The 21,624-nt window shown below is 73.2% G+C and carries 20 protein-coding genes; 3 read left to right on the forward strand and 17 right to left on the reverse strand.

What is annotated here, in order from left to right:
• Positions 1–145: 145 nt before the first annotated feature.
• From ACMXN5_RS01795 to ACMXN5_RS01850, 12 genes are all read right to left on the reverse strand, one after another.
• A complete protein-coding gene (locus tag ACMXN5_RS01795; protein WP_395786995.1) occupies positions 146–496 on the reverse strand; it encodes a cation:proton antiporter in 351 nt (116 codons plus the stop codon).
• A complete protein-coding gene (locus ACMXN5_RS01800; RefSeq protein ID WP_439673676.1) occupies positions 483–761 on the reverse strand; it encodes a monovalent cation/H+ antiporter complex subunit F in 279 nt (92 codons plus the stop codon). The genes ACMXN5_RS01795 and ACMXN5_RS01800 overlap by 14 nt, the downstream gene beginning before the upstream one ends.
• Positions 758–1,345, reverse strand: a complete 588-nt coding sequence (locus ACMXN5_RS01805) for a Na+/H+ antiporter subunit E (protein WP_439673677.1) — start codon at positions 1,343–1,345, stop codon at positions 758–760. The genes ACMXN5_RS01800 and ACMXN5_RS01805 overlap by 4 nt, the downstream gene beginning before the upstream one ends.
• Positions 1,342–2,913 (reverse strand): Na+/H+ antiporter subunit D, encoded by a 1,572-nt coding sequence (locus tag ACMXN5_RS01810; protein WP_439673678.1) that lies wholly within the window; start codon positions 2,911–2,913, stop codon positions 1,342–1,344. The genes ACMXN5_RS01805 and ACMXN5_RS01810 overlap by 4 nt, the downstream gene beginning before the upstream one ends.
• Positions 2,910–3,734, reverse strand: coding sequence for a Na(+)/H(+) antiporter subunit C (locus ACMXN5_RS01815; RefSeq protein WP_395786992.1), 825 nt, complete (start codon positions 3,732–3,734; stop codon positions 2,910–2,912). Before ACMXN5_RS01815 ends, ACMXN5_RS01810 begins: the two co-directional genes overlap by 4 nt.
• Positions 3,731–6,604, reverse strand: a complete 2,874-nt coding sequence (locus ACMXN5_RS01820) for a Na+/H+ antiporter subunit A (protein ID WP_439673679.1) — start codon at positions 6,602–6,604, stop codon at positions 3,731–3,733. Before ACMXN5_RS01820 ends, ACMXN5_RS01815 begins: the two co-directional genes overlap by 4 nt.
• A gap of 89 nt (positions 6,605–6,693) precedes the next feature.
• Positions 6,694–7,050, reverse strand: a complete 357-nt coding sequence (locus ACMXN5_RS01825) for an arsenate reductase family protein (protein WP_439673680.1) — start codon at positions 7,048–7,050, stop codon at positions 6,694–6,696.
• Between the two features lie 274 nt (positions 7,051–7,324).
• A complete protein-coding gene (locus ACMXN5_RS01830) occupies positions 7,325–9,862 on the reverse strand; it encodes an ABC transporter permease (RefSeq protein ID WP_439677928.1) in 2,538 nt (845 codons plus the stop codon).
• Positions 9,862–10,614, reverse strand: coding sequence for an ABC transporter ATP-binding protein (locus tag ACMXN5_RS01835; RefSeq protein WP_439673681.1), 753 nt, complete (start codon positions 10,612–10,614; stop codon positions 9,862–9,864). Before ACMXN5_RS01835 ends, ACMXN5_RS01830 begins: the two co-directional genes overlap by 1 nt.
• A complete protein-coding gene (locus tag ACMXN5_RS01840) occupies positions 10,611–11,282 on the reverse strand; it encodes an ArsR/SmtB family transcription factor (RefSeq protein WP_439673682.1) in 672 nt (223 codons plus the stop codon). The genes ACMXN5_RS01835 and ACMXN5_RS01840 overlap by 4 nt, the downstream gene beginning before the upstream one ends.
• Positions 11,283–11,391: 109 nt before the next feature.
• Positions 11,392–11,928 carry a DUF1697 domain-containing protein gene (locus tag ACMXN5_RS01845; protein WP_439673683.1) on the reverse strand — a complete coding sequence of 179 codons (537 nt, stop codon included), beginning with the start codon at positions 11,926–11,928 and terminating at the stop codon, positions 11,392–11,394.
• 91 nt (positions 11,929–12,019) lie between these two features.
• A complete protein-coding gene (locus tag ACMXN5_RS01850; RefSeq protein ID WP_439673684.1) occupies positions 12,020–12,586 on the reverse strand; it encodes a TetR/AcrR family transcriptional regulator in 567 nt (188 codons plus the stop codon).
• 108 nt (positions 12,587–12,694) lie between these two features.
• Between ACMXN5_RS01850 and ACMXN5_RS01855 the strand changes: the two genes are divergently transcribed.
• The 3 genes from ACMXN5_RS01855 to ACMXN5_RS01865 all read left to right on the forward strand — a co-directional run bounded on the left by ACMXN5_RS01855 (position 12,695) and on the right by ACMXN5_RS01865 (position 14,402).
• Positions 12,695–13,189, forward strand: coding sequence for an FBP domain-containing protein (locus ACMXN5_RS01855; RefSeq protein WP_439673685.1), 495 nt, complete (start codon positions 12,695–12,697; stop codon positions 13,187–13,189).
• 107 nt (positions 13,190–13,296) lie between these two features.
• The gene (locus ACMXN5_RS01860; protein WP_439673686.1) at positions 13,297–14,004 is read left to right on the forward strand and encodes an SDR family oxidoreductase; all 708 of its coding nucleotides are present in this window, start codon (positions 13,297–13,299) and stop codon (positions 14,002–14,004) included.
• A complete protein-coding gene (locus tag ACMXN5_RS01865) occupies positions 14,001–14,402 on the forward strand; it encodes a VOC family protein (protein WP_395786983.1) in 402 nt (133 codons plus the stop codon). The genes ACMXN5_RS01860 and ACMXN5_RS01865 overlap by 4 nt, the downstream gene beginning before the upstream one ends.
• A 12-nt stretch (positions 14,403–14,414) precedes the next feature.
• On the opposite strand, the gene ACMXN5_RS01870 is transcribed toward ACMXN5_RS01865, so the two are convergent.
• The 5 genes from ACMXN5_RS01870 to ACMXN5_RS01890 form a co-directional block, all read right to left on the reverse strand.
• Positions 14,415–15,215 carry a glutamate racemase gene (locus ACMXN5_RS01870; protein ID WP_439673687.1) on the reverse strand — a complete coding sequence of 267 codons (801 nt, stop codon included), beginning with the start codon at positions 15,213–15,215 and terminating at the stop codon, positions 14,415–14,417.
• Between the two features lie 128 nt (positions 15,216–15,343).
• Positions 15,344–16,024 (reverse strand): response regulator transcription factor, encoded by a 681-nt coding sequence (locus ACMXN5_RS01875; protein ID WP_439673688.1) that lies wholly within the window; start codon positions 16,022–16,024, stop codon positions 15,344–15,346.
• Positions 16,021–17,250, reverse strand: coding sequence for a sensor histidine kinase (locus ACMXN5_RS01880; protein WP_439673689.1), 1,230 nt, complete (start codon positions 17,248–17,250; stop codon positions 16,021–16,023). Before ACMXN5_RS01880 ends, ACMXN5_RS01875 begins: the two co-directional genes overlap by 4 nt.
• 109 nt (positions 17,251–17,359) lie before the next feature.
• Positions 17,360–19,573, reverse strand: a complete 2,214-nt coding sequence (locus tag ACMXN5_RS01885) for an MMPL family transporter (protein ID WP_439673690.1) — start codon at positions 19,571–19,573, stop codon at positions 17,360–17,362.
• A 148-nt stretch (positions 19,574–19,721) separates the two neighbouring features.
• On the reverse strand, positions 19,722–21,620 hold the full coding sequence (locus ACMXN5_RS01890; RefSeq protein WP_439673691.1) for a vWA domain-containing protein: 1,899 nt from the start codon (positions 21,618–21,620) through the stop codon (positions 19,722–19,724).
• Positions 21,621–21,624: the final 4 nt, after the last annotated feature.

The raw sequence follows: 21,624 nt of genomic DNA on the forward strand, positions 1-21,624 counted from the left end.
ATCGTGGATTCCTTCTCTCGGATGGCCGCGCCCGGGATGGTTGTCTCGTCCCGGGTATCCGCCGAACCGACTCACCAACCCCGGCCATCGGAGTGAAATCCGACCATCCGCCCGCGCGGCGCCACGAGCACCGTCCGGATCCGCATCAACCCGCCGGGTCGGGCCGCTCCGCGAGTTCGTCGACGACGAGGTCGCCGGTCGGCAGGTGCGGCAGGCGGTACACCGCGTGGCCCACCAGGTGGGTGGCCACCGGGACCGTGGTCACTTGGAAGAACGCCACCATCACCAGCATCCCGACGTCGATCCCGCTGCGCAGCCGCAGCCCGAGGCCGAGGGTGACCAGGAGCAGCCCGAGCACCTGCGGCTTGGCCACGGTGTGCATCCGCGACAGGGTGTCCTGGAACCGCAACAGGCCCACCCCCGCGACGAAGGCGAGCGCGCAGCCCGCGAGCAGGCAGCCCACCGCCGCGCCGTCGGCGAACTCACCCGCGCGCACGTCGGCTCCCCTCCCGGGCAGAGAAGCGCACGATCGACACCGAGCCCAGGAAACCGACCAGGCCGAGCGCGAGCAGCACCGGAACGGTGGTGGTGTGCCGGTTCAGCGTCGCCTCGGCCGCGATCGCGGCCAACATCACCGCGAGCAGCATGTCCACCGCCACCGCCCGGTCCAGCGTGGACGGCCCGCGCACCAGCCGGATCAGCGCCATCAGCGCGGCCGAGCCGAGCAGCACGATCACGGCGCCGCCGACGAGTGGATTCATGGGTGCTCCCCGGGAGTTCGAGCGGACAGGGACGGATCCTCAGGGCCGGCGCGGTCCGCGCGGGTCCCGAACGCGCCGACCGCGCGGGCGGCCAACCGCAGCACCGCCCGGCGGGCCGCCGCCACCGCCGCCGGTGTGTCGGCGCCGAGCGCGTGGATGAAAAGCGTGGTCGACCGGCCCCGATCGATCTCGATCACGATGCTGCCGGGCAGTACGTTCAGGGCCAGCACGGTGAGGGTGAGCAACAGGTCGGAGCGGGGCGTAAGTTCCACCGCGAGCACCGAGTTGCGCGGCAACCTGCCCGGCCACAGTGCCTGCCACGCGACGCGCAGCGAGGACACCACCAGGTCGAGCCCGAAGCGCAGCACGAAGCGCACCAGCCCCCAGGGCCGGAAGGCGAGCCGATCCCGCGCAGGCGACAGCGGCAACAGGACGAGCATGAGCACCGCGGACACCACCCCGGTGAGCACGTTGGCCACGGTCAACGTGCCCCACAGCGCTACCCACACGGCGGTCAGCCACACCACGAGCAGCGGCGAGATGCGCCGCCGGCGGCGCGCCGTGTCGACCCGGGTGGCGTTCATCGGCCTCCGCTGCGATGCACCCCGCCGGGCAGCGGGACGGCGTCGACATAGGCGGAGCGGCCCACCAGTTCGGCCCCCGTACGATCGGCCAGCGCGACCAGCGGGCCCGCCCACACGGTGAAGGCCACGCCCACCGCGACCAGCGCGCAGGTCGCCAGCGTCATCGCGCGCGGCAGCACACTGGTGGTCGCCGCGACGTCGCGCCCGCTCAGGCTCGCGCCCGAGGAGTAGGCGGTCGCCCCCGAGTGGTCGGCCGTACCGCCGAACACCTGCCCCCACACCCGGGCCATCGCGTACAGCGTGAGCAGACTGGTCGCCACCGCCGCGCCGATCAGCACGTACGAGGTGACCGTGCCGAACTCCGCGCCGGCCCGCAACAGCAGCCATTTGCCCAGGAATCCGGACAGCGGCGGAATCCCGCCCAGATTCATCGCGGGCACGAAGAACAACACCGCGAGCACCGGCGACATCCGGGCCAGACCGCCGAGCCGGCCCAGGTCGGTACTTCCGCCGCGCCGCTCGATCAGCCCGGCGACCAGGAACAGCGAGGTCTGCACGGTGATGTGGTGGACCGCGTAGAACACCGCCCCGGCCAGACCCGCCGCGCTTGCCAGGGCGATGCCGAACACCATGTAGCCGATGTGGCTGATCAGCGTGAACGACAACAACCGGTTCAGGTCGCTCTGCACGATCGCGCCCAGGATGCCCACGATCATCGTCGCCGCGGCGACCACGAGCAGCAGTTCGCGCACCTGCCCCTCCGGGAACAGCAGCGTCTGCACCCGGATGATCGCGTACACCCCGACCTTGGTCAGCAGCCCGGCGAACACCGCGGTCACCGGCGCGGGCGCGGTCGGGTACGCGTCGGGCAACCACGCGGACAGCGGGAACACCGCCGCCTTGACCCCGAATCCGATCAGCAGCATCGACTCCAGGATCAACCGCACCCCGGGATCCACCTCGGGCAACCGCACCGCGAGTTGGGCCAGATTGACCGTGCCGGTGGCCGCGTACACCATCGCGATCGCGGCCAGGAACACCAGCGAGGACAGCAGGCCCACCACCACGTAGCCCGCGCCCGCGCGCACCCGCGCGGCGGTGCCGCCGACGGTCAACAACACGTAGCTGGCCGCGAGCAGCACCTCGAAGCCCACGTACAGGTTGAACAGGTCACCCGCCAGGAACGCGTCGGCCACGCCGGCGACCAGGATCAGGTAGGTGGGGTGGAACACCGACAGCGGCGTTGCCTCGTCCTCGTCCGCGCGTCCCTGCCCGATCGAGTAGATCAGCACGCCCAGGGTGACCGCGCAGGAGACCACCAGCATCAGCGCGGAGAGCCGGTCCGCCACGAGCACGATGCCGGTCGGCGCGGGCCAGCCCGCCATCCGCGCCACCACCGGACCGTCCCGGTCGGCCGACACGAGCAGCGCGACGGCCACGCCGAGTACGGCGGTCAACACGCCGACGCTGATCACCCGCTGGCCCCGTGGCAGCCGGGCGCCGATGGCCAGCTTCAGGCCCGCGCCGAACAGCGGCAGCAGCACCGGCAGCGGGACCAGGTGATTCATCGGCGCGGCTCGTTCCCGACGTGGTCGCCGCCCCGGCCCGCCCGGAACGCCGTCGCGCCGTGGCCGGACCCGATCGTGGTCGTCTCGCGCGGAAACTCGGTGTCCGGCACCGCGTCCACCACGCCGTCCGCCCGCGCCACGGCCGCGCGCTCGGCCCGCGCCTGCCGGTTCAACTCGCGCCGCGCGGCCCGGAAACGGGCGCGCAGCTCGCGCTGCTGGACCCGGTGTTCGGACTTGATCCCGCGCAGCCGCAGGCGCAGCTCGGCGCGCCGCTCGCGGGCGATCCGCTGTTCCTCGGGCCGCCCGCCGTGCCCGCGCTCGTCCACGCCGAGCCGCCGGCACTCGGCCGCGTAGTTGGCCCGCGCCTCGACCGCGAGCCTGCGCACCACCGCCCGCCTGGCCCTGGTCTGCTCGCGCAACTCACGCCGCAGCCGCCGGTGTTCGGCCCGAAGGTCGCCGCGTTCGGCGCGGCGCACCACGCGCAGGTCCTCGGCGTCGTCCTGGATCTCGTCGGTCCCGGTCAACTCCCAGTGCCGGTGCACCATCGACAACACGAACGCGGTCACCGCGAGGGTGATCACGATCGCGGTCAGCACCATCGCCTGGGGCAGCGGGTCGTTCATCCGGCCCGGGAGCGTCACGCCGAGCACCGGCGCGCCGCCCGCCCGCCCGCCGCCGGAGAGCACGATCAGGTTGGCTCCGTTGCCGATCAGCACCACGCCCAGGAGCACGCGGGTGAGGCTGCGTTCGAGGATCAGGTACACCCCGACACCCACCAGGACCGCCGCCGTGAGCACCAGGATCAGGGTGGGGCTTTTCATACGATCACGGTCCGTTCGGCATCGGGGTCGCGGGTCTGTTCGATGCGCCGATCCAACTCCGCGCCCAACGCGCTCAGCACGTCCTGCACGAGGCCGACCACGAGGAGGTAGACGCCGATGTCGAAGAACACCGACGTCGCGATGTGCACGCCGCCGAACACCGGCAGATCGGCGTCGAGCACGGTGCTGCGCAGCGGGGCGCCGCCGACGATCAGGCCGACCAGGGCGGCGCCGGCGGCGACCACCAGGCCGGTGCCGAGCAGCCGCCCGGCGGGCAGTGGCGCGGCTTCGGCCAGTTCGTACCGGCCGCCCGCGAGGTAGCGCACCAGGAGCGCGAGTCCGGCGGTGATCCCGCCCGCGAAGCCGCCGCCCGGCGTGGAATGGCCGCTGAACAGGAAGTAGAGGGACAGGACGAGCACGGTCGGGAAGGCCACCCTGGCGACCACCTCGAAGAGCACCGTGCGCCGCCCGGGGGCGAGCGTGCGGGCGGCGACCAGGCGGCCGGCCGGCTCGGGTTCGTGGCCCGGATGCGCGTCGTCACCGCCGGCGGGCGGCGGCGGAGCGTCGGGCGCGCGGTCGGCGAGTCGGGGCAACTCCCGGGTCCGACGCACGAAGATCAGGCTGGTCACCCCGATCGCGGCGACCGCGAGCACCGCGATCTCGCCCATCGTGTCCCAGGCCCGGATGTCCACGAGCAGCACGCTGACGATCTCCTTGCCCCCGGCCTCCTCGGCCGCGGCGGCGAACGCCTCCGACACCGGGGGCCGGGTCCGCGCGGCGAACGCCGATACCGCGACGCTCGCGAGCACGCCGCCGGTCAGCACCGCGATCACGATGTGCACGGCGCGGCGCACGGGTCGGGTGGTGTCGCGGAAGCGGCCGGGCAGTCGGCGCAGCACCAGCAGGAACACCACCAGACTGACGGTCTCCACCAGGCCCTGGGTGAGCGCGAGGTCGGGGGCGCCCTGGAGGACGAACAACGTCGCGCAGCCGTAGCCGGTGACGCCGACGAGCAGCACGGTGGGCAGCCTGCCCCGGGTACCGGCGGCGATCAGCGCGGCGGCCACGACCAGGAGGGCGACCACGACCTGGGCGGCGGAGTCCCACCAGCGTGGTGTGTCCGGGAAGGGCAGCGGGAGTCGGCCGAGCGCGGCGGCGGCGGTGATCGCGATCAGGCTGAGCAGGATCACCCCGACGTACACCGGCATCGACCCGCGCTGGGTGGTGCCGGTCAGCTGCAACGCGCCCCGATCGACGCCGCGCACGAGCAGGTCGTACAGCCGCGAGGGCTCGACCCGCGCGGTGGCCAGTTGTACCCGCACCACCGGCTCGCGGGCCAGGAACAGCACGATGCCCAGGCAGACGGCGGCGGTGGACAGGTTCAGCGCGATGCCGGGGCCGTGCCACAGGGCCAGGTGGTAGTCGGTGCCGCCGGCCGGGAACAGGTCGGCGTACGAGGAGATCCAGTGGTCGAGCGAGCGCGCGGCCAGGCCGAGTCCGAGGCAGCTCGCGCCGAGCACCAGGGCCGGGGCGAGGAGCAGTCCGCTCTGGGGCGCGCACGTGGTGGTGGGCACGCCGTGCTTGCGGGCAAAGGCGCCCCACACGAAGCGCAGGCTGTAGCCGGCGGTCAGCGCCGATCCGGCGACCAGGACGCCGAGCACGACGGTGTCGGCCCGGCCTCGGTGCAGGAACGCCTCGTACACCGCCTCCTTGGCGACGAACCCGGCCGTCGGCGGCAGTCCGGCCATGGACAGCGCGGCGACCACCGCGACCAGGCAGGTGACCGGCATGGCGCGGGCCAGGCCGGACAGTCGGCGCAGGTCGCGGGTGCCGGCGCCGTGGTCGATGATGCCGACCACGAGGAACAGCGTGGCCTTGAACAGTGCGTGCGCGACCAGTATCGCGATGCCGGCAAGCGCCGCGTCCCGGTTGCCCGCGCCGGTGACCACGGTGAGCAGGCCGAGTTGGCTGACCGTGCCGTAGGCGAGGACACGTTTCAGGTCGTTCTCGCGCAGCGCGCGCCACCCGGCCAGGAGCAGTGTGGCGCAGCCGGTGATCAGGACGATCGGCCGCCAGGGCGCGAGTTCGGCGAAGCCGGGGGCGAGCCGGGCGATCAGGTATACGCCGGCCTTGACCATCGCGGCGGCGTGCAGGTAGGCGCTGACCGGGGTGGGCGCCGCCATGGCGGCGGGCAGCCAGGATCCGAACGGCACGATCGCCGACTTGGCCAGCGCGCCGACCAGGATCAGCACGATCGAGGTGGTCACGAGCGTGCCGCCGGGCGGATCGGCCAGGATCTCGGAGAGCCGGTAGGTGCCGGCCCGTTCGCCGAGCAGGATCAGCCCGACCAGCATCGCCAGGCCGCCGAAGGTGGTGATGGTCAGCGCCTGCATCGCGGCCCGGCGCGAGCCCCGGTGCTCGCTGCGATGGCCGATCAGGAGGTAGGAGAAGACCGTGGTCGACTCCCAGAACACGTACAGCAGGATCAGGTCGTCGGTGGTGACCAGCCCGATCATCGCGCCGGCGAAGGCGATCAGGACCCCGGCGAAGGCACCGAGTCCGGGTTCGTCGTCGTCGAAGTAGCGCGCGCAATAGACGAGGACGAGTACGCCCACGCCCGCCGCGAGGAACACCATCAGCAGCGCCAGGGCATCACACCGGAAGGCCAGCGAAACGCCCTGCTCAGGAATCCACGCCCGCGACTCGACCAGGGCGTGGCCGTCGAACACCGAGCCGGCCTGGGCGAGCGCCCAGCCGGTGGTCGCGACCGGCAGCGCGGCGAGCACCAGGAAGGCGTTGCGCCCGAGGCGGCGAACCAGCCACGGAGCGATCGCCGCGACCACGAAGTACGAGGCCACCGAGAGGATCATGACGCTACGTTAGGGCGCGATTGCTATAAATTACCTCAAATCGGACAGATGTCTCCCGATTTTCCCTTCACCCCGACCAGCGCCCGCCCTCACCCGAGAACCGAGCGCACCGCCTCGGGGCTGCGTCCCACCACCGCGTGACCGTCGTCGGCCGTGATGATCGGCCGCTGGATCAACACCGGATGCGCCGCCAGCGCCGCGACCCAGCGTGCCCGATCCCCGGCATCCCGCCCCCAGTCGGCGATGCCGAGTTCCGCGGCGACCGCCTCCCCGAGGCGGGTGATGTCCCAGGGCTCCAAGCCCAGGCGCCCGAGCACCGCCTCGATCTCCGCCGCGGACGGCGGCTCCTCCAGATACCGCCGCACGGTGTAGGCGGCGCCTTCCGCGTCCAACAGATCCACGGCGGCCCGACACTTCGAACACGCCGGATTGAGCCAAATCTCCACGCCGCCGCCTCCCGACCCGACCGACAAGACCCGCCATTCAACCCCACCCCGATCCTCGCGAGCCAACCGCCGCGCCTCGCCCGCAGGCAAGTCCGGCCCCCCGTCGGCCACGAGAGCCCCATTCGACATCCATCCAGCTTGTTGACGCGCGGTCGGGGGCGTGCACCGGTACGAGTCGACCACGACCTCGCCGACCCCGACGCGCTCTGGATCGAGGGGCGGGCCGGCCGGGCCCACCCAAGGCCCGGCCGGCGTTCCCCCGTTCCTGCGGTGATCAGTCGCGCAGCCCCATCGTGTCCGCCGGGTTTGCGCGCAAGGCGACCCGCGCCGGCACCACCGTCGACACCAGTGCCAACAGCGCCGCCACGACCACCACGGTCGCGTAGGTCGCCGGCGGCGCGTAGGGCGACGCGCTCTTGGTCATGCCCATGCTGTACGCGGTCAGCGTCGCGTAGGCGACCAGCGAGCCCAGCCCGGCGGCGAGCAGCACCACCGCCCCGGTCTCCCAGCGCAACATCCGCATCACCTGTCGGCGCGTGGTGCCCACCAGTTGCAGCAGCGCGAATTCGCGCCGCCGGGCCGAGGTGGCCATCACCAGCGTGTTCACCACGGCGATCCCGGTGAACGCGATGATCAGCCCCATCGCGACATAGTTGACCTGGGCCTGGGTGCCGGCCTGGTCCCGCCGGGCCTGTTCGACCTCGCCGCGGTCGAGCACCCGGACCCCGGGGAAGTCGGCCATCGCACGCCGCAGCGGCTCCCGGGACAACGCGGGTGTCCCGGAGATCAGCACCGCCGCGGCAGCCGGCCGGTCGACGTGCGCCGCCGTCACCGCGTACGGCAGGGTCAGGTCGCCGAAGCCGAGGCCGCGTTCGTAGACCGCGACCACCTTGAGCGTGACCACCACGCCGTCGCCCATGGTGACCTTCAGGTCGTCGCCGACCCCGACCCCCTTGGTCTTGGCGGCCAGGTCGCTCACCGCGACCGTGGTGTCGGTCATCGCCGCCGACGAGCCGGACTTCGTCTTCAGGTCGAGCGTGCGCTCCAAGCCCTGGGGCGTGACCCCCTGGGCGGCGAACTTGTCCTGGCCGGCCCGGACGAGCGTGTGGAGCACCTCGGTGACCACCTCGACCCCGGGCACCGCGCGCGCCGCCTCGGCCGCCCGGCCGGGTACACCGGGGCCGGCGGCCAGCGTGTACGACGCCAACGTGCCCGCCTTCGCCTGCTCCTGCGCGGCGTGGCTCGCGGTGGTCTGGGTGAACAGGATGGTCGAGGCCATCGCCACCGCCAGGCTCAGCGGGGTGACCACGGCGGCCACCCGCTCGGCCGCGGCCCGGGCGTTGCGCGCGGCCAGGAAGCCGCTCACCGGCGACAGGCGCCCGACCAGCGCGCCGAACACGGCGGTCGCCGCGCGGGCCACGATCGGACCGAGCAGCGCGATCGCGACGGCGGCCAGGATCACCGTGAGGAACGTGACGGGGGTGGACTTGGGCTCGGTGTCCAACCCGGTGAGCACCAGCAACAGCACGGCGTAGCCCGCCGCCGCGATCAGCCCGCCGATCAGTCGCCCGACGCCCACCCGGGGTCGTTCGATCGCCGCGTCGGCCAGGGCCTCGGTGGGCCGCACCCGCGCCGCGCGCCGGACCGACACGCGCGCCGCGGTCCAGGCCGCGACCAGGGTCAGCAGTGCCGCGCCGATCAGCGGGAAGGGGCTGAGCCTCAATTCCAGCGTGTCCGGCATCGCGCCGAACGCCACGAACCGCCCGTGCAGCCAACGAGCCAGGCCGAGTCCGGCGAACGCGCCGAGCGCGCCCGCGAGCAGGCCCACCACCAGTGCCTCGCGACCCACCATGCGCCGGATCTGCCGGGGCGTCGCCCCGATCGCGCGCAGCAGCGCGATCTCGCGCCGACGCTGCTGGATGGACAGCGCGAACGTGCCCACCACGACCAGGACGGCCACCAGGAGCGAGGTGCCGCCGAGCGCGCCGCCGAGGCTGATCAGGGTGACCCGGGCCTTGGCCGCCGCCGGGAACTCCGCGGGGCCACGATCGGTGCCGGTCCGTACCTGCGCGCCGGTCCCCGCAAGGGCCGTCTTCGCGGCCTTGCGCACGGTACCCGGGTCCGCGCCGGGGGCGGGGAACAGGCCCACCGCCGCGACCTGTCCGGGGTGTCCGGCCAGCCGCCTGGCGTCGTCGGCGCCGAAGAACACGGTGGCCTGCCGGGCCAGTGCATCCCGACCGGGCGGCGTCGCGACGCCCACCACACGGTAGGCGCCGGGGGCCGATCCGGCCTGCACGGTGACCGTGCCGCCGACCTCGACCCGGGCCCGCCGGGCCAGGTCCGCGTCCAGCACGATCTCGCCGGCCGCCGCCGGGGCCCGTCCCGCACGCAGCCCGAAGGGGGTCAGCCGCGCCGACTCCCACGCGTGCCCCCACGCGTTGTCGTCGGTGTCCAGGGCCCGGCCGCCGGCGGTGAGCACGTGGGCGGAGAAGGTCAGTTCGGGCACCACCTCCACGCCGGGGATCGTGCGCAGCCGGTCCACGGCGGCGGCGTCCAGCCAGGCGTGCTCGGTCAACGGCTTGGACTTGACCTTGGTCTTGCCCTTCTTGTGCTTGGTCCAGTGCAGGTTCTGGTCGGCGGTGACCACGGTGTCGGTGGCGGCGTAGCGTTCGACGCGGATGTCGCCGCGCAGGCCGGTCTCCAGCAGCGCGCCGCACGCGGTGACCAGGGCGGCGGCGCAGATCAGCGCGACGAACGCGCCGACGAAGCCGCCTTTTCGGGCGCGCAGCGTACGCAGGGCGAGGAAGAGCATCAGGCGGCCCACGCGCCCAGGTGGGTCATCCGGTCCGCGATCTGCTCGGCGCTCGCCCCGGCGAGCCGGTCGGTGATCCGGCCGTCGGCGAGGAACAGCACGTCGTCGGCGTAGGAGGCGGCGACCGGGTCGTGGGTGACCATCACCACGGTCTGCCCCATCGTGTCCACCGTGTCGCGGAGCAGGACCAGCACCTCCTTCGCGGTGACCGTGTCCAGGGCGCCGGTGGGTTCGTCGGCGAAGACCACCTCGGGCCGGGTGACCAGCGCGCGGGCGATCGCGACGCGCTGCTGCTGGCCGCCGGACAACTCGGCCGGGCGGTGTACGGTACGCCCGGTCAGGCCCACCCGCCGGACGATCTCGGCGAGCCACTCGCGGTCCGCCTTGCGGCCGGCCAGGCGCAGCGGCAGCGTGATGTTCTCCAGCACGGTCAGCGAGGGCATCAGGTTGAACGCCTGGAAGACGAAGCCGACGCGCTCGCGGCGCAGTTCGGTCAGGCCGGTCTCGTTGAGCCCGGTCAGGTCGGTCTCGCCGAGCCGCACCGTGCCGCTGGTCGGCCGGTCCAGACCGGCCGCACATTGCAGGAACGTGCTCTTCCCGGAGCCGGAGGGCCCCATGACCGCGGTGAAGCTACCGCGGGGGATGCCGACGGTGACGTCGCTCAGCGCGGTGACGGCGGCGGTGCCCTTGCCGTGCACGCGTCCGACTCCGATCAGGGACACGGCTTCGGGTATCTGGTCGTGGGAACTCATGGTGCGGCGTCGCCCTTGTCTCGGGTGTCGGGGGTCGTGGTGGTGCGCGCCGTCTCGGGCTCGCCGGTCCCGGGCGCGTCAGTCCCGGGCAGGTTCGTCCCCGCCCCGGTCGCCGGGGAGCGGTACGTGAAGAACCGGGTCTGCACCGCCCGTGCGCCGTCGGGCAGCGGGCCGGTGCGCTTGTATCGGTTCAGGAGGGCGATGTACTCCTCGAAGAACTCGCCCAGTTCGGCCTGGGTGACATGGATGGTGCCGCGCGAATACGGCATGTCCATCTCCTCCCCGGCCTCGGGTGCGGTGCTCGCGTCGAGGAAGTCCTGGAGGTCGGCCGCGAAGACCAGGCGGGTCATCTCGTCGACCACCGGGCGGACCTCGGCGCTCTGCTCGCTGCGCGGCGGGAACCGCAGGTCCCGACGCACGGCGCGCCACCACCGCTCCCGGCCGTGCGCGTCGGGGTCGTCGAAGTCCTCCACGAAGCCGTGTCGGGCCAGTTCCCGGAGGTGGTAGCTGGTCGCGCCGGTGTTCAGGTCCAGCGAGCGGGCCAGCGTCGCGGAGGTGGCCGGACCGTCCGCCTCCAGATGCCGCATGATCCGTTGCCGCCGGGGATGGGCGAGTGCCTTCAGCGCTTCGAGTTCGGTGACCTCGCGGGGTTCCGGCGTCTCTCCCATGTGTGCACATTAATCTGTGCACAAGCAATTGTGCAATGCTTTCGGGCTCCTCCGCGCCTTTCGGACGACACCGCGTTTTCCGGCTGCCCCGACACCGGGGGCGGGCGGCTCAGGTCGCCGGTTCCAGCAGCGCGAGCAGTTTGATCACCGTGTTCCAGTTGCGCACGGTCGCCCCGTCGCCGAGCCGGCGGGACAGGATCGGGGTCAGCCGCGCCTTGCCGAGGCCGTCCGGGAAGTACATGTACAACTCGCGCTCGCCGGCGCTGAACTCCTCCGGCGCGTAGTCGGCCGGATCGACCCCGGCCAGCACCGCCGGGTCGAACGGCGCGCGCAGGAACGCCACCGCGAGCTTCGCCGGATCGCGCACCTCCAGCGGATTGGCCGCCACCACCGCCCGCCACTCCGCGTCGCTGCGCACCATCACGTCCACCGCGAACCCGAACTCGGCGGCCAGTCCCGCCTCGATCGTCGCCACGAGTTCATCGGTCGGCCGCTCGGCGGCCGCGAAGACCGCGTTCCCGCTCTGCAGCAGCGTGCGCACCTCGGTGAAGCCGAGTTCGGTCAGCACTCGGCGCAGATCCGCCATCGGCACCCTGCGGTGTCCGCCCACGTTGATCCCGCGCAACAGCGCCACGTATTTCGTCACCACACGCCTCCCTCGAACCCGGTGCCGCCCGACCGGCGACCCGCCGCCGGGCACCATGATCGAACCGCGCGCCGGGCGCTGCGGCAAGCGCTCAGTCGGGCCACCGCTCCAGCGCGGCGTGCAGCGCCTGCACGGCCCGCTCGAAGGACTCCCCCGGCGGGCGCACGTGGCCGAACCCGCCGTTGGCCTCCAGGACCGCGAAACCGTGGAACGTGCTGCGCAACAGCCGCCCCGCGTCGGTCAGATCCGGTTCCTCCAGGCCGTAGGCGCGCAACATCGCGTAGGTGTAGTCGACGTTGCGTCGGTGGCCGTCCGAGCAGGCGAGCAGGGCCGGATCGATCCGCGCCTGGGTGGCCGCGTAGCGACCGGGGTGCTCCAGCGCGAAGTCGCGGTACGCCCGCGCGAACGCCGTCAGCGCGTCCCGGCCCGCCCGGCCCGCCACCGCCGCCGCGATGCGGTCGGCCAGTTCGGCGGCGGCCAGCAGGGCGATGCCCACCCGCAACTCCTGAAGGTTGCGGACATGTGAGTACAGGCTCGCGTCCTTCACTCCGAAGCCGCGCGCCAGCGCGGTCAGGGTGATGTTCTCGAAGCCGACCTCGTCGGCCAGATCCGCGGCTGCCCTGGTCACCCGTTCCGCGGTCAGTCCCTTGCGCGCCAACCCGCCCCCTCCGTCGAGGCGCCGATCATCGCACCCCGGTGTTTTTCCCACTTCCTAGTCCCTCTAGGTTGTTGCCTAGAGTACACAGGCACTGTTAGTTTCCGCCGCATGAACCCACTGACCGAGCAGGACATCCGCACGTCGTTCGTCAACTGTTCCAAGGGCGAGGCGCAACGCCTGCCGATGCCCCGTGACCTGGCCGAACGCCCCTGGGCCGAGCTGGACTTCCTGGGCTGGGGCGATCCGGGCGCACCGGATCGCACCTACCTGGTGACCGAGCACGCAGGCGACCTCGTCGGCGTCACCCTGCGCTTCCCCGCCCAGCGGCGCGGCTACCTGCACCGCAGCATGTGCTCGTTGTGTCTGACCACACACCCGGGCAGCGGCGTCTCGCTGATGACCGCGCGCCGCACCGGCCGAGCGGGCCGCGACGGCAACTCGGTCGGCGTGTACATGTGCACCGACCTGGCCTGCTCGCTCTACATCCGAGGCTTGAAGAAGCCGGCCCCCGGCGGCCGGTTCGAGGAATCGCTGACCTTGGCCGAGCAGATCGAGCGCACGAAGGGCAACCTGTCCGCGTTCTTGGCCAAGGTCCTGGAATAAGCCGCGCCGCACCCGGGCTCGACCTCTCGTCCGCGTCGCTCGCGCGAGCGTCCGACGGCGGAGGGCGGCACATCCCCCTCCGCCCGACGGCACGAAAGGGACGATGGATGATTCTGGTGACGGGGGCGACCGGCAACGTCGGCCGCCATGTGGTGGCCGAACTGCTCGCCGCGGGAACCGAGGTACGGGCGCTGGTCCGGCGTCCCGAAACCGCCGACCTGCCCCCCGGCGTCGAGGTGGTCGCCGGCGATCCGGCCGATCCGGCCGGCCTCGCCGCGGCGCTGATCGGGGTCGAATCGGTGTTCCCGGTCTGGCCCTTCCTCACCGCCGAGGGCGCGCCGGAGGTGCCGGCGGCGGTCACCGAGCACACCGACCGGGTCGTCTACCTCTCCTCGTCGCGGGTGCCCGACGCGCTCGCCGGGCGGGACGACCCGATCGGGGCGCTGCATGCCGATCCGGAGCGCACGATCACCGAGTCCGGTGCGGCGTGGACCTTCCTGCGCGCCGAGACGATCGCGAGCAACACGCTCCGCTGGGCGGGGCAGATCCGCGAGACGGGCGTCGTGCACGGGCCCGACCTGCCCGCCAATCCGATGGTGCACCCGGGGGACATCGCCGCGGTGGCGGTCCGGGTGCTGACCGAGGACGGCCACGCCGGCGCCGGCTACGTACTGACCGGCCCGGACGTGCTCGCGCGGGCCGACCAGGTGGCCATGATCGGCGCCGCGATCGGCCGTCCGCTGCGGTTCGAGCCGGTCCCGCCGGGCGCCCGTCCGCTCCCGGCCGGCGGGTGCCCGCTAGCCTCACCGCCATGATCGACATCGACACGCACGTCCGTATCGCCCGCCCCTCCCTCGACCTCGCCGCCGCCGAGCGGTTCTACGTCGAGGGGTTGGGCCTGAGCGTCCTGTGGCGCACCACCGAGCAGGTCCCCGGCGAGCACGACCTGGTGATGGTCGGACTGCCCGGGGGCCACTGGCACTTCGAACTCACCCGGGACCCGGAAAACCCGCTGCCGCCGACACCGACCGTCGACGACCTGTTCGTGCTCTACCTGGGCGGCCCGATCGACCCCGAGCTGGTGGACCGGCTGATCGCGACGGGCGGCACCCGCACCGCCGCACACAACCCCTACTGGGACAGGTTCGGCGTCACCGTCACCGACCCGGACGGCTACCCGCTGGTGCTGTGCACCCGCTCCTGGAACGCCTGAGCGGCGGCCGGCTCAGGCGGATCCGGCGCCGATCCCCGTGGACGCCTCCAGCGGGCGGCGACCGGCGAGGGCCCGGCCGAGCGGGTATGCCAGCGCGTTCGGCGGGAGCGCGCCGGGGCGCCCGCTGAGCAGCACCTCGATGCCACCCGGCGTCGCCCCGGCGTCCTCGCTCAGGCCCAGCCGGCGCAACGTCTGCCGCGCGACCGCCTCGGCGCTGTCGTACAGCACCACCTCGGCGGGCAGCGCGGCGGCGATCCGCTCGGCGACCAGCGGGTAGTGCGTACAGCCCAGGACCACGCCCGCGCAGTGCGCGGGCGTGCGGCGCGCCGCGTCGGCGAGCGCCACCTCGATGGCCGGCTCGTCGGCCCGGTCGATCGCCTCGGCCAGGCCCGGGCAGGCGATCCGGACCACGGTGTGTCCGGCGGCGAACTCCTCGATCAGCCGGGCCTGATAGGCGCTCGCGGTGGTCGCCGCGGTGGCCCAGACCGCGAACGGCGCGCCGGCCGCGGCGGCCGGCTTGATCGCGGGCACCGTGCCCACCACCGGCAGGGCGGGTTCGTGTCGGGCGCGCAGCGTGTCGAGCGCGGTGACGGTGGCCGTGTTGCACGGCACCACCATGCCGTCGACGCCGCGCGCGACGGCCAGTTCACCGGCGGCCAGCACCCGTTCGGTGATCACCGCCTCGCTCCGGTCGCCCCAGGGCATGTGATCGGGGTCCATGCACATCAACAGGTCCAGATCGGGCCGCAACCGCCGCAACCACCCGGCTGTCGGCAGCAACCCCGTCCCGGAATCGATCAACGCCACACGCATGCGCTCCAACCTAGCCTCCCGCGTCCGCCCACGCCCACGAGGGGCACATCCGTGGGCGTGGTGTGCGCCGCCGTCCGGCAGGGCCCGCGGGCGTACCGATGCGCATCGGGGACACGACGCCACCGTCCTCACAGGCCGGGGGGTTCGGGGCGTACCAGGCCGCTCTGGTAGGCGATGACGACGAGTTGGGCGCGGTCGCGCGCGCCGAGTTTGGTCATGGCGCGTTGGATGTGGGTGCGGACGGTCAACACGCTCAGCACCAGCTCCGCGGCGATCCGGTCGTTGGACTTGCCGTGCGCCGCCAGGACGGTGACCTCCTGTTCGCGGGGTGTCAGGTCGGCGAGGCGTTCGGCCGGGGCCAGGGGCGGTCCGGAGGCGGGGGTGGTGAGGAAGCGGGTGATCAGCGCCCGCGTGGCGCCCGGGGACAGCAGCGCCTCGCCCCCGGCGACGGTTCGGATGCCGTCGAGGAGCGCGTCCGTGGTGACGTATTTGCCGAGGAAACCGCTGGCCCCGACCCGTAGCGCCTGCGCGACGTATTCCTCGGTCTCGAACATGGTCAGGATCAGCACGCGCGTGCCGGCGAGATCGGGGTCCTCGCAGATCGCGGCGGTGGCGGCGAGGCCGTCGGTGCCGGGCATGCGGATGTCCATCAGGACGACGTCGGGCCGGTGGGCGCGGGCCGCCGCCACCGCCTGCCCGCCGTCGGCGGCCTCGCCGACCACCTCCATGTCGGCGCAGGAGTCGATCAGGAGCCGGAAGGTGCCGCGCAGCAGGGCCTGGTCGTCGGCGAGCAGGACACGGATGGTCAACGGGTTTCCTCGTGTCGTCGTCCGGCCGGGGCGTCCGCCGGGGTGCGGGGCTGGAACGGGAGGGCGGCCGCGACCTCGAAGCCTCCCTCGGGTCGGGGGCCAGCGCGCAGGTCGCCGCCGACGGAGTGGGCGCGTTCGCGCATGCCCATCAGTCCGTATCCGCCGCCGGGCACCGGCGGCACGGGCCCGCCGTCGGTCGTGCCGTCGTTGGTGACGGTGATGAACAGGCGCGCGTCGTCGTAGCGGAGCCGGACCCGGGCCGCGTGGTCCGACGCGTGTTTCGTGGCATTGGTCAGGGCCTCCTGGATGATCCGGTAGGCGGTCAGGTCCACGCCCGGGGACAACGGTCGGGCCTGTCCTTCGGTGTCGACGGTGACCGTCAGACCGGCCGAAGCGCAGGCCGCGACCAGCGTCGGGAGGCGGTCCAGGCCCGGGGCGGGCTCCAGCGGATCGGCGTCCGGATCGGCGGTTCGGCGCAATACGCCCACCGTGGCGCGCAGTTCCAGGAGCGCGGCGGTGGTGGTGCCGACCAGGTCGGTCAGGATCCGCCGGGTCTGCTCCGGGTGCGTGTCGGCGAGGTGGGCGGCGGTGCCGGCCTGGGCGTGCGCGACGGCCATGTGGTGGGCGACGGCGTCGTGGAGTTCGCGGGCGATGCGCATCCGTTCCTCGGCGACGCGAAGCCGGGCCTCCTCCTCGCGGGTGCGTTCGGCATGCGCGGCGCGGGCCTGCGCCGACTCGACGTAGGCGCGCCGCAACCGGCTCCAACTGCCCAGGGACACCGGCAGCAGCAGCCACAGGACCGTGCCCACGGTCCGCAGGGTGAAGTCGTCGCCGATCGGCGCGCCGGCCAGCGAGGTGGCCAGGAGCACGGTCATGGTCGCCGAGCCGTAGCCGCCGACGGTCCGCGCATCGGTGAGCGCGGCGAGCCAGTACAGGGCGGTCATCACGGGGGCCAGCAGCAGGGGGCTGGGCAGGTAGCCCAGCGCGGTCAGCACGGCGGCCGCGGCGGCGGTGACCACGAGGGCGGCCCGCGGCCGGCTCCGGGAGCCCGCCACGGCGATCCCGGACAGGACCAGGATCCAGGCGGGCCACAGGGCATGCGGCGGCGCGGACTCGGATGTGCCGATCCGGGCCCCGAAGACCGTGCACACGCAGGACGCCACCGCCGTCAGCACGTCCACGACCCGGGCGTGACGCTCCGCGTACCGTTCGAGGTTGCCGGTCATCGTGCTCTCCGTGAGGGGGCGTGCCGAGGTCCATGGTCGCCGATGACGGCGCGGGCGGGGCCCGCGGACCGCCCGAGAGGGCGTGCTCGGGCGGAATCCGCGGGCGTCGTCACACCTGTGCCCGGACCGGCCCGTCCGGATCCGGGCGCGGGTCGTGCGAGCGCGCGTGGCCGAGCGCCGCGCCCTCCACGTCGACGCGGGGCAGGACCCGACCCAGCCACGTCGGCAACCACCAGGCCCGGTCGCCGAGCAGGGCCAACACCGCGGGCACGATGGCCATCCGGACCACGAAGGCGTCGAAGAGCACCGCGGCGGCCAGGCCGAACCCGAGCATCTTGATCAGCGACCCGTCCTCCCCGATGAACCCGGAGAAGACCGCGACCATGATCAGCGCGGCGGCGGTCACCACCCGGGAGCTGTGCCGGAACCCGGACACGACGGCTTGACGGGCGTCCTCCCCGTGGGTGTACGCCTCCCGCATCCGCGAGACCAGGAACACCTCGTAGTCCATGGCCAGTCCGAAGACGATGCCCATCATGAAGATCGGCATCAGGCTCATGATCGGCCCGGTCTGCTCCACGCCGAACAGGTCCGCGGCATGCCCCTCCTGGAAGACCAGCACCAGTACACCCAGCGCCGCCAACACCGACAACACGAAGCCCAGGGCCGCCTTGACCGGCACCGGCACGGACCGGAAGACCACGAGCAGCAGGACCACCGCCAGGCCGCCCACCACCGCGAGGTACGGCACCAGCGCGGACTGCACCTTGGCCGCGACGTCGATGTTCAGCGCGGTCGTACCGGTGACCTCGAACGTCGCCGATGCCTGCCGCTCCACGGCGGGCCGATCGCGGCGGATCCTCTCCACCAGGTCCCTGGTCTTCTCGTCCGTGGGGCTGGTCGACGGGGTGGCCCGGAAGACCGCCGTGTCGCCGGCCTCGTTGAAGCGGGCCGGCGCGACCGACACGATGCCATCGGTACGGGCGATCCGGTCGCCGACGGCGCGCACCGCGGCCTGCGGGTCGGGCGCTCCCTTCGCGTCCACGACGATGGTCAGCGGGCCGTTGAAGCCCGGGCCGAAGCCCTCGGCGAGCGCGTCGTAGGCACGCCGCTCGGTGGTGGCGGTGGACTTGGCCTCGTCGCCCGGCATGCCGAGGCGCAGCGACGTCGTCGGCACGGCGAGCGCGATCAGGCCCACCACACCCAGCACCAGTACCGCCACGGGACGGCGCAACACGAAACGCGCCCAGCGGGTGCCGAGGTTGTCCCGCCCGGCGGCCGGGCCGCCGCGCGCGCGGCCCTTGCGTACCCGGCGGGCGAGCACCGCGTTCGGCCAGAAGCCGAGCAGCGCGGGCACGACGGTCAACGCGACCAGCACGGCGACCGCGACGGCTCCGGCGGCGGCCAGGCCCATCTTCGTCAGCGTCGGAATCCCGACCACCGACAGGCCGGCCAGCGCGATGATCACGGTGACCCCGGCGAACACGACCGCCGATCCGGCCGTACCCACCGCCACCCCGGCCGCCTCGTGCGGCGCCCGCCCGCGCCCGCGCTCCTCCCGATAACGGGAGACCACGAACAGCGCGTAGTCGATGCCCACCGCCAGGCCCAGCATCATCCCGAGGGTGAGCGTGTCCGAGGACAGGCCCAACGGGCCGGCGAGGAGCAGGATCGCGAACAGGCTCACGGCGACCCCCACGATCGCGGTCAGCAGCGGCAGGCCCGCGGCGGCCAACGACCCGAAGGTGAACAGCAGTACGATCGCCGCCGCCGAGAGACCGACCAGCTCCGCGCTCCCGCCGGGGCCGCCGCCGGCGTCCATCGCCGATCCGCCGGTCTCCACCGTCAGACCCGCCGAACGCGCCCGGTCCGCCGCCTTGTTCACCGCCGTACGGGCGGCGTCGGTGACGTCGTTGGACTCCACCTTGTAGGTGACGGTCGCATACGCGGTCGTACCGTCCCTGCTCACCGCCTTCGATGCGAACGGGTCCGCGACACCGGCCACCTGCGGGCCTTCGCCCAGCACCGTCACCGCCTGTTCGACGGCCTTGCGCAAGTCGCCCTCGGCCACCGTGCGTCCGCCCGGGGCGACGAAGACGATCCGGGCGGTGGCACCGTCCGCGGCGGTTCCGGGAAAACGCTGCTCCATCAGATCGAACGCCTTTTGCGACTCGATCCCCGGCATCGAGAACTCCTCGTCCGAGGGCCCCGACGCCTGCGCGGCGCCCACCGCGACCACGACCAGCACCCCCAGCCACACCAAGAGCACCCGACCGCGCCGCCGAAAGGCCGCGAGGCCGAGCCGATACAGAAAAGTCGCCACGTCAGGGTCTCCCTATCCACGAGCGATGACCCTTCGAGCGTCGTTCGGGACGACCCCTCCCGTCGTCATGCCGCTACGGACACCACGACCTACCGAATCCGCACGACGGCCTACCGGGATCGCAGTAGTCGCCCAGGTCGGCGGCCCCTCAGCCGACCCGGAACACCGGCCCGCGCGGGGAGAACGGAAGCCGGGCGCCGGCCGGGACAAGGAAGGCGTGTTCGCGCCGGATCCGCAACACGTCGCAGTCCCCGTCGGTGATCACCAGGATCGGCCCGTCGGGCGGGAAGTCGGCGGCGCCCTCCAGGAGTCGGATCCCCGGCTGTAGGACCGTGCCGCCGCGCCCGCGCACCTTGGCCCGCTGCGCGATGTCCTCGACCGGCAGGTAGCCGGCGTCGTAGGCGGCGGCGTCGCAGTACACGACCCGCGCGGCCGGTACATCCCGGGCGCTCGCGTAGGAGGCGATCGCGCCCAGGGCCTTGCCGAGCAGGGTGGTGTCCATCGATCCGGAGGTGTCCAGGACCACGCCGAACGTACACAGCCGGTCGACGTCCTCCGGCCGTACCCGGCCGGGCCGGGGGATGTCGGGGGTGGCGGCCTGGCGGCGGCCCGCCCGGGCGTAGGTGCGCACGGTCTCGGGCCGGCGTACGTGTTCGTCGAACCAGCGGGCCAGCCGCACGTCCCAGGCCGGCGGCGGCTGTTCCAGCGTGCGGATCTCCTCGACCAGCCCGGCGGGCAACAGGCCGCGCCCGACGTCGTGGTAGGCGAGACCGGCGGTCAGCGCTCGGCGATAGAACGCGTCCAGGTCGACCGAGGAGACCCGGGGCCCGGGCCGCGCGGGCAGCGGTCCGGGGGTGCCGCGCCGACTGGACCGTCGCGTCGCCGCGGCCGGTTCGGAGAGCCATTCGCCCAGCATGTCGCCGTGCTCGCGGGAGCCGGGGGTGCGCAGTTTGCGGGCCCGGCGCAGGTCGGTGGTCAGCGTGTCGTACACGGATTCCGCGGACAGTCCCGTCAGTCGCGCGTCGTAGAGCAGCCCGTCGGGCATCACCCCCACGCCCATCTCGACCAGCCACCCGTTGATCACGTAGTCGCAGGCCACGTTGAACAGGTGCGCGTCGCGGTGCTCGCGCCGCCGGTCGTGCCGCAGCGCGGCGTGCAACATCTCGTGCGCGAGCACGAACTGCCATTCCTCCACCGAGAGTTGCACGTGCGGGTTGACGTAGATCTCGCCGTGCTCGGCACTGACTGCGGCAATCGAGATGCCCCAGGAGCGGGCCAGTTCGGCGTCGGCGACCACGGTGAGGCCGGCGGCGAGGGCGCCCAGGAGCGGGTAGGAGGAGACGAACCAGGACAACGCGCGGTCCCAGGGGCCCTCGGTGCGGGCCCGACCCGCGACGCCGACCTGCTCGCCGGGTTCGGCCATCGCGGATTCCAACGAGGCGGCGACCATCTCGACCAGGCCGCGCGCCATCACCGTGGGCCAGTCGCGCGGCGCCGGGGCGTCGCGGGTCGGCGGTGGTTCGCGGCGCAGACAGGGCGAGGTGCCGTTGGTCCCGAGCCGGCGCAGCGCCTCGGGCACACCCTCCAGGCGCCAGCGTTGGGTGAGTTCGCGTTCGTCGCCGTCGGGCAGCCGGGGCAACTCCGTCAGGGGGGTGCCGATGCCCAGGCCGTCGGCGAAGCGGTGCACCGCGACGCAGCACGCGGTGTTGTACGCGTCGTCGATCACGGCGGCGGGATGGCCGAGGCCGGCCTCGGCGAGGGTGTGCCCGTCGAGGTGGCCGAGCGCCAGGTGCAGCAGCAGATGGGTGTAGGTCCGTTCCCACAGCAGTGGTGGCACGTAGCGGTGCCGGTCCACGGTCAGCGTGCCGCGCTCGCCGATGTGGCCGAGCGCGCCCGGGCCGAGGGTGTCGTAGTCGTGCCGGACCAGGTGGGCGAGGTAGGCGATCGGCGCCACGTCGGTCGCCGACCAGCCGGCTTCGCGCGCCGCCACGACCTTGTCCGCGTGGTTGACGGCCGGCTTCTTCCCACCGGCCCGACGGGCGGCCATCGGC

Origin of the sequence: Embleya australiensis, assembly GCF_051903075.1 — a bacterium.
In the GTDB taxonomy this organism is placed as follows: domain Bacteria; phylum Actinomycetota; class Actinomycetes; order Streptomycetales; family Streptomycetaceae; genus Embleya.

Excerpts from the sequence above, each read along its gene's own strand:
- ACMXN5_RS01800 (WP_439673676.1), bottom strand. The coding sequence starts at position 761 with ATGAATCCACTCGTCGGCGGCGCCGTGATCGTGCTGCTCGGCTCGGCC.
- ACMXN5_RS01805 (WP_439673677.1), bottom strand. The coding sequence starts at position 1,345 with ATGAACGCCACCCGGGTCGACACGGCGCGCCGCCGGCGGCGCATCTCG.
- ACMXN5_RS01810 (WP_439673678.1), bottom strand. The coding sequence starts at position 2,913 with ATGAATCACCTGGTCCCGCTGCCGGTGCTGCTGCCGCTGTTCGGCGCG.
- ACMXN5_RS01815 (WP_395786992.1), bottom strand. The coding sequence starts at position 3,734 with ATGAAAAGCCCCACCCTGATCCTGGTGCTCACGGCGGCGGTCCTGGTG.
- ACMXN5_RS01820 (WP_439673679.1), bottom strand. The coding sequence starts at position 6,604 with ATGATCCTCTCGGTGGCCTCGTACTTCGTGGTCGCGGCGATCGCTCCG.
- ACMXN5_RS01830 (WP_439677928.1), bottom strand. The coding sequence starts at position 9,862 with ATGCTCTTCCTCGCCCTGCGTACGCTGCGCGCCCGAAAAGGCGGCTTC.
- ACMXN5_RS01835 (WP_439673681.1), bottom strand. The coding sequence starts at position 10,614 with ATGAGTTCCCACGACCAGATACCCGAAGCCGTGTCCCTGATCGGAGTC.
- ACMXN5_RS01840 (WP_439673682.1), bottom strand. The coding sequence starts at position 11,282 with ATGGGAGAGACGCCGGAACCCCGCGAGGTCACCGAACTCGAAGCGCTG.
- ACMXN5_RS01855 (WP_439673685.1), top strand. The coding sequence starts at position 12,695 with ATGAACCCACTGACCGAGCAGGACATCCGCACGTCGTTCGTCAACTGT.
- ACMXN5_RS01860 (WP_439673686.1), top strand. The coding sequence starts at position 13,297 with ATGATTCTGGTGACGGGGGCGACCGGCAACGTCGGCCGCCATGTGGTG.
- ACMXN5_RS01865 (WP_395786983.1), top strand. The coding sequence starts at position 14,001 with ATGATCGACATCGACACGCACGTCCGTATCGCCCGCCCCTCCCTCGAC.
- ACMXN5_RS01870 (WP_439673687.1), bottom strand. The coding sequence starts at position 15,215 with ATGCGTGTGGCGTTGATCGATTCCGGGACGGGGTTGCTGCCGACAGCC.
- ACMXN5_RS01880 (WP_439673689.1), bottom strand. The coding sequence starts at position 17,250 with ATGACCGGCAACCTCGAACGGTACGCGGAGCGTCACGCCCGGGTCGTG.
- ACMXN5_RS01890 (WP_439673691.1), bottom strand. The coding sequence starts at position 21,620 with ATGGCCGCCCGTCGGGCCGGTGGGAAGAAGCCGGCCGTCAACCACGCG.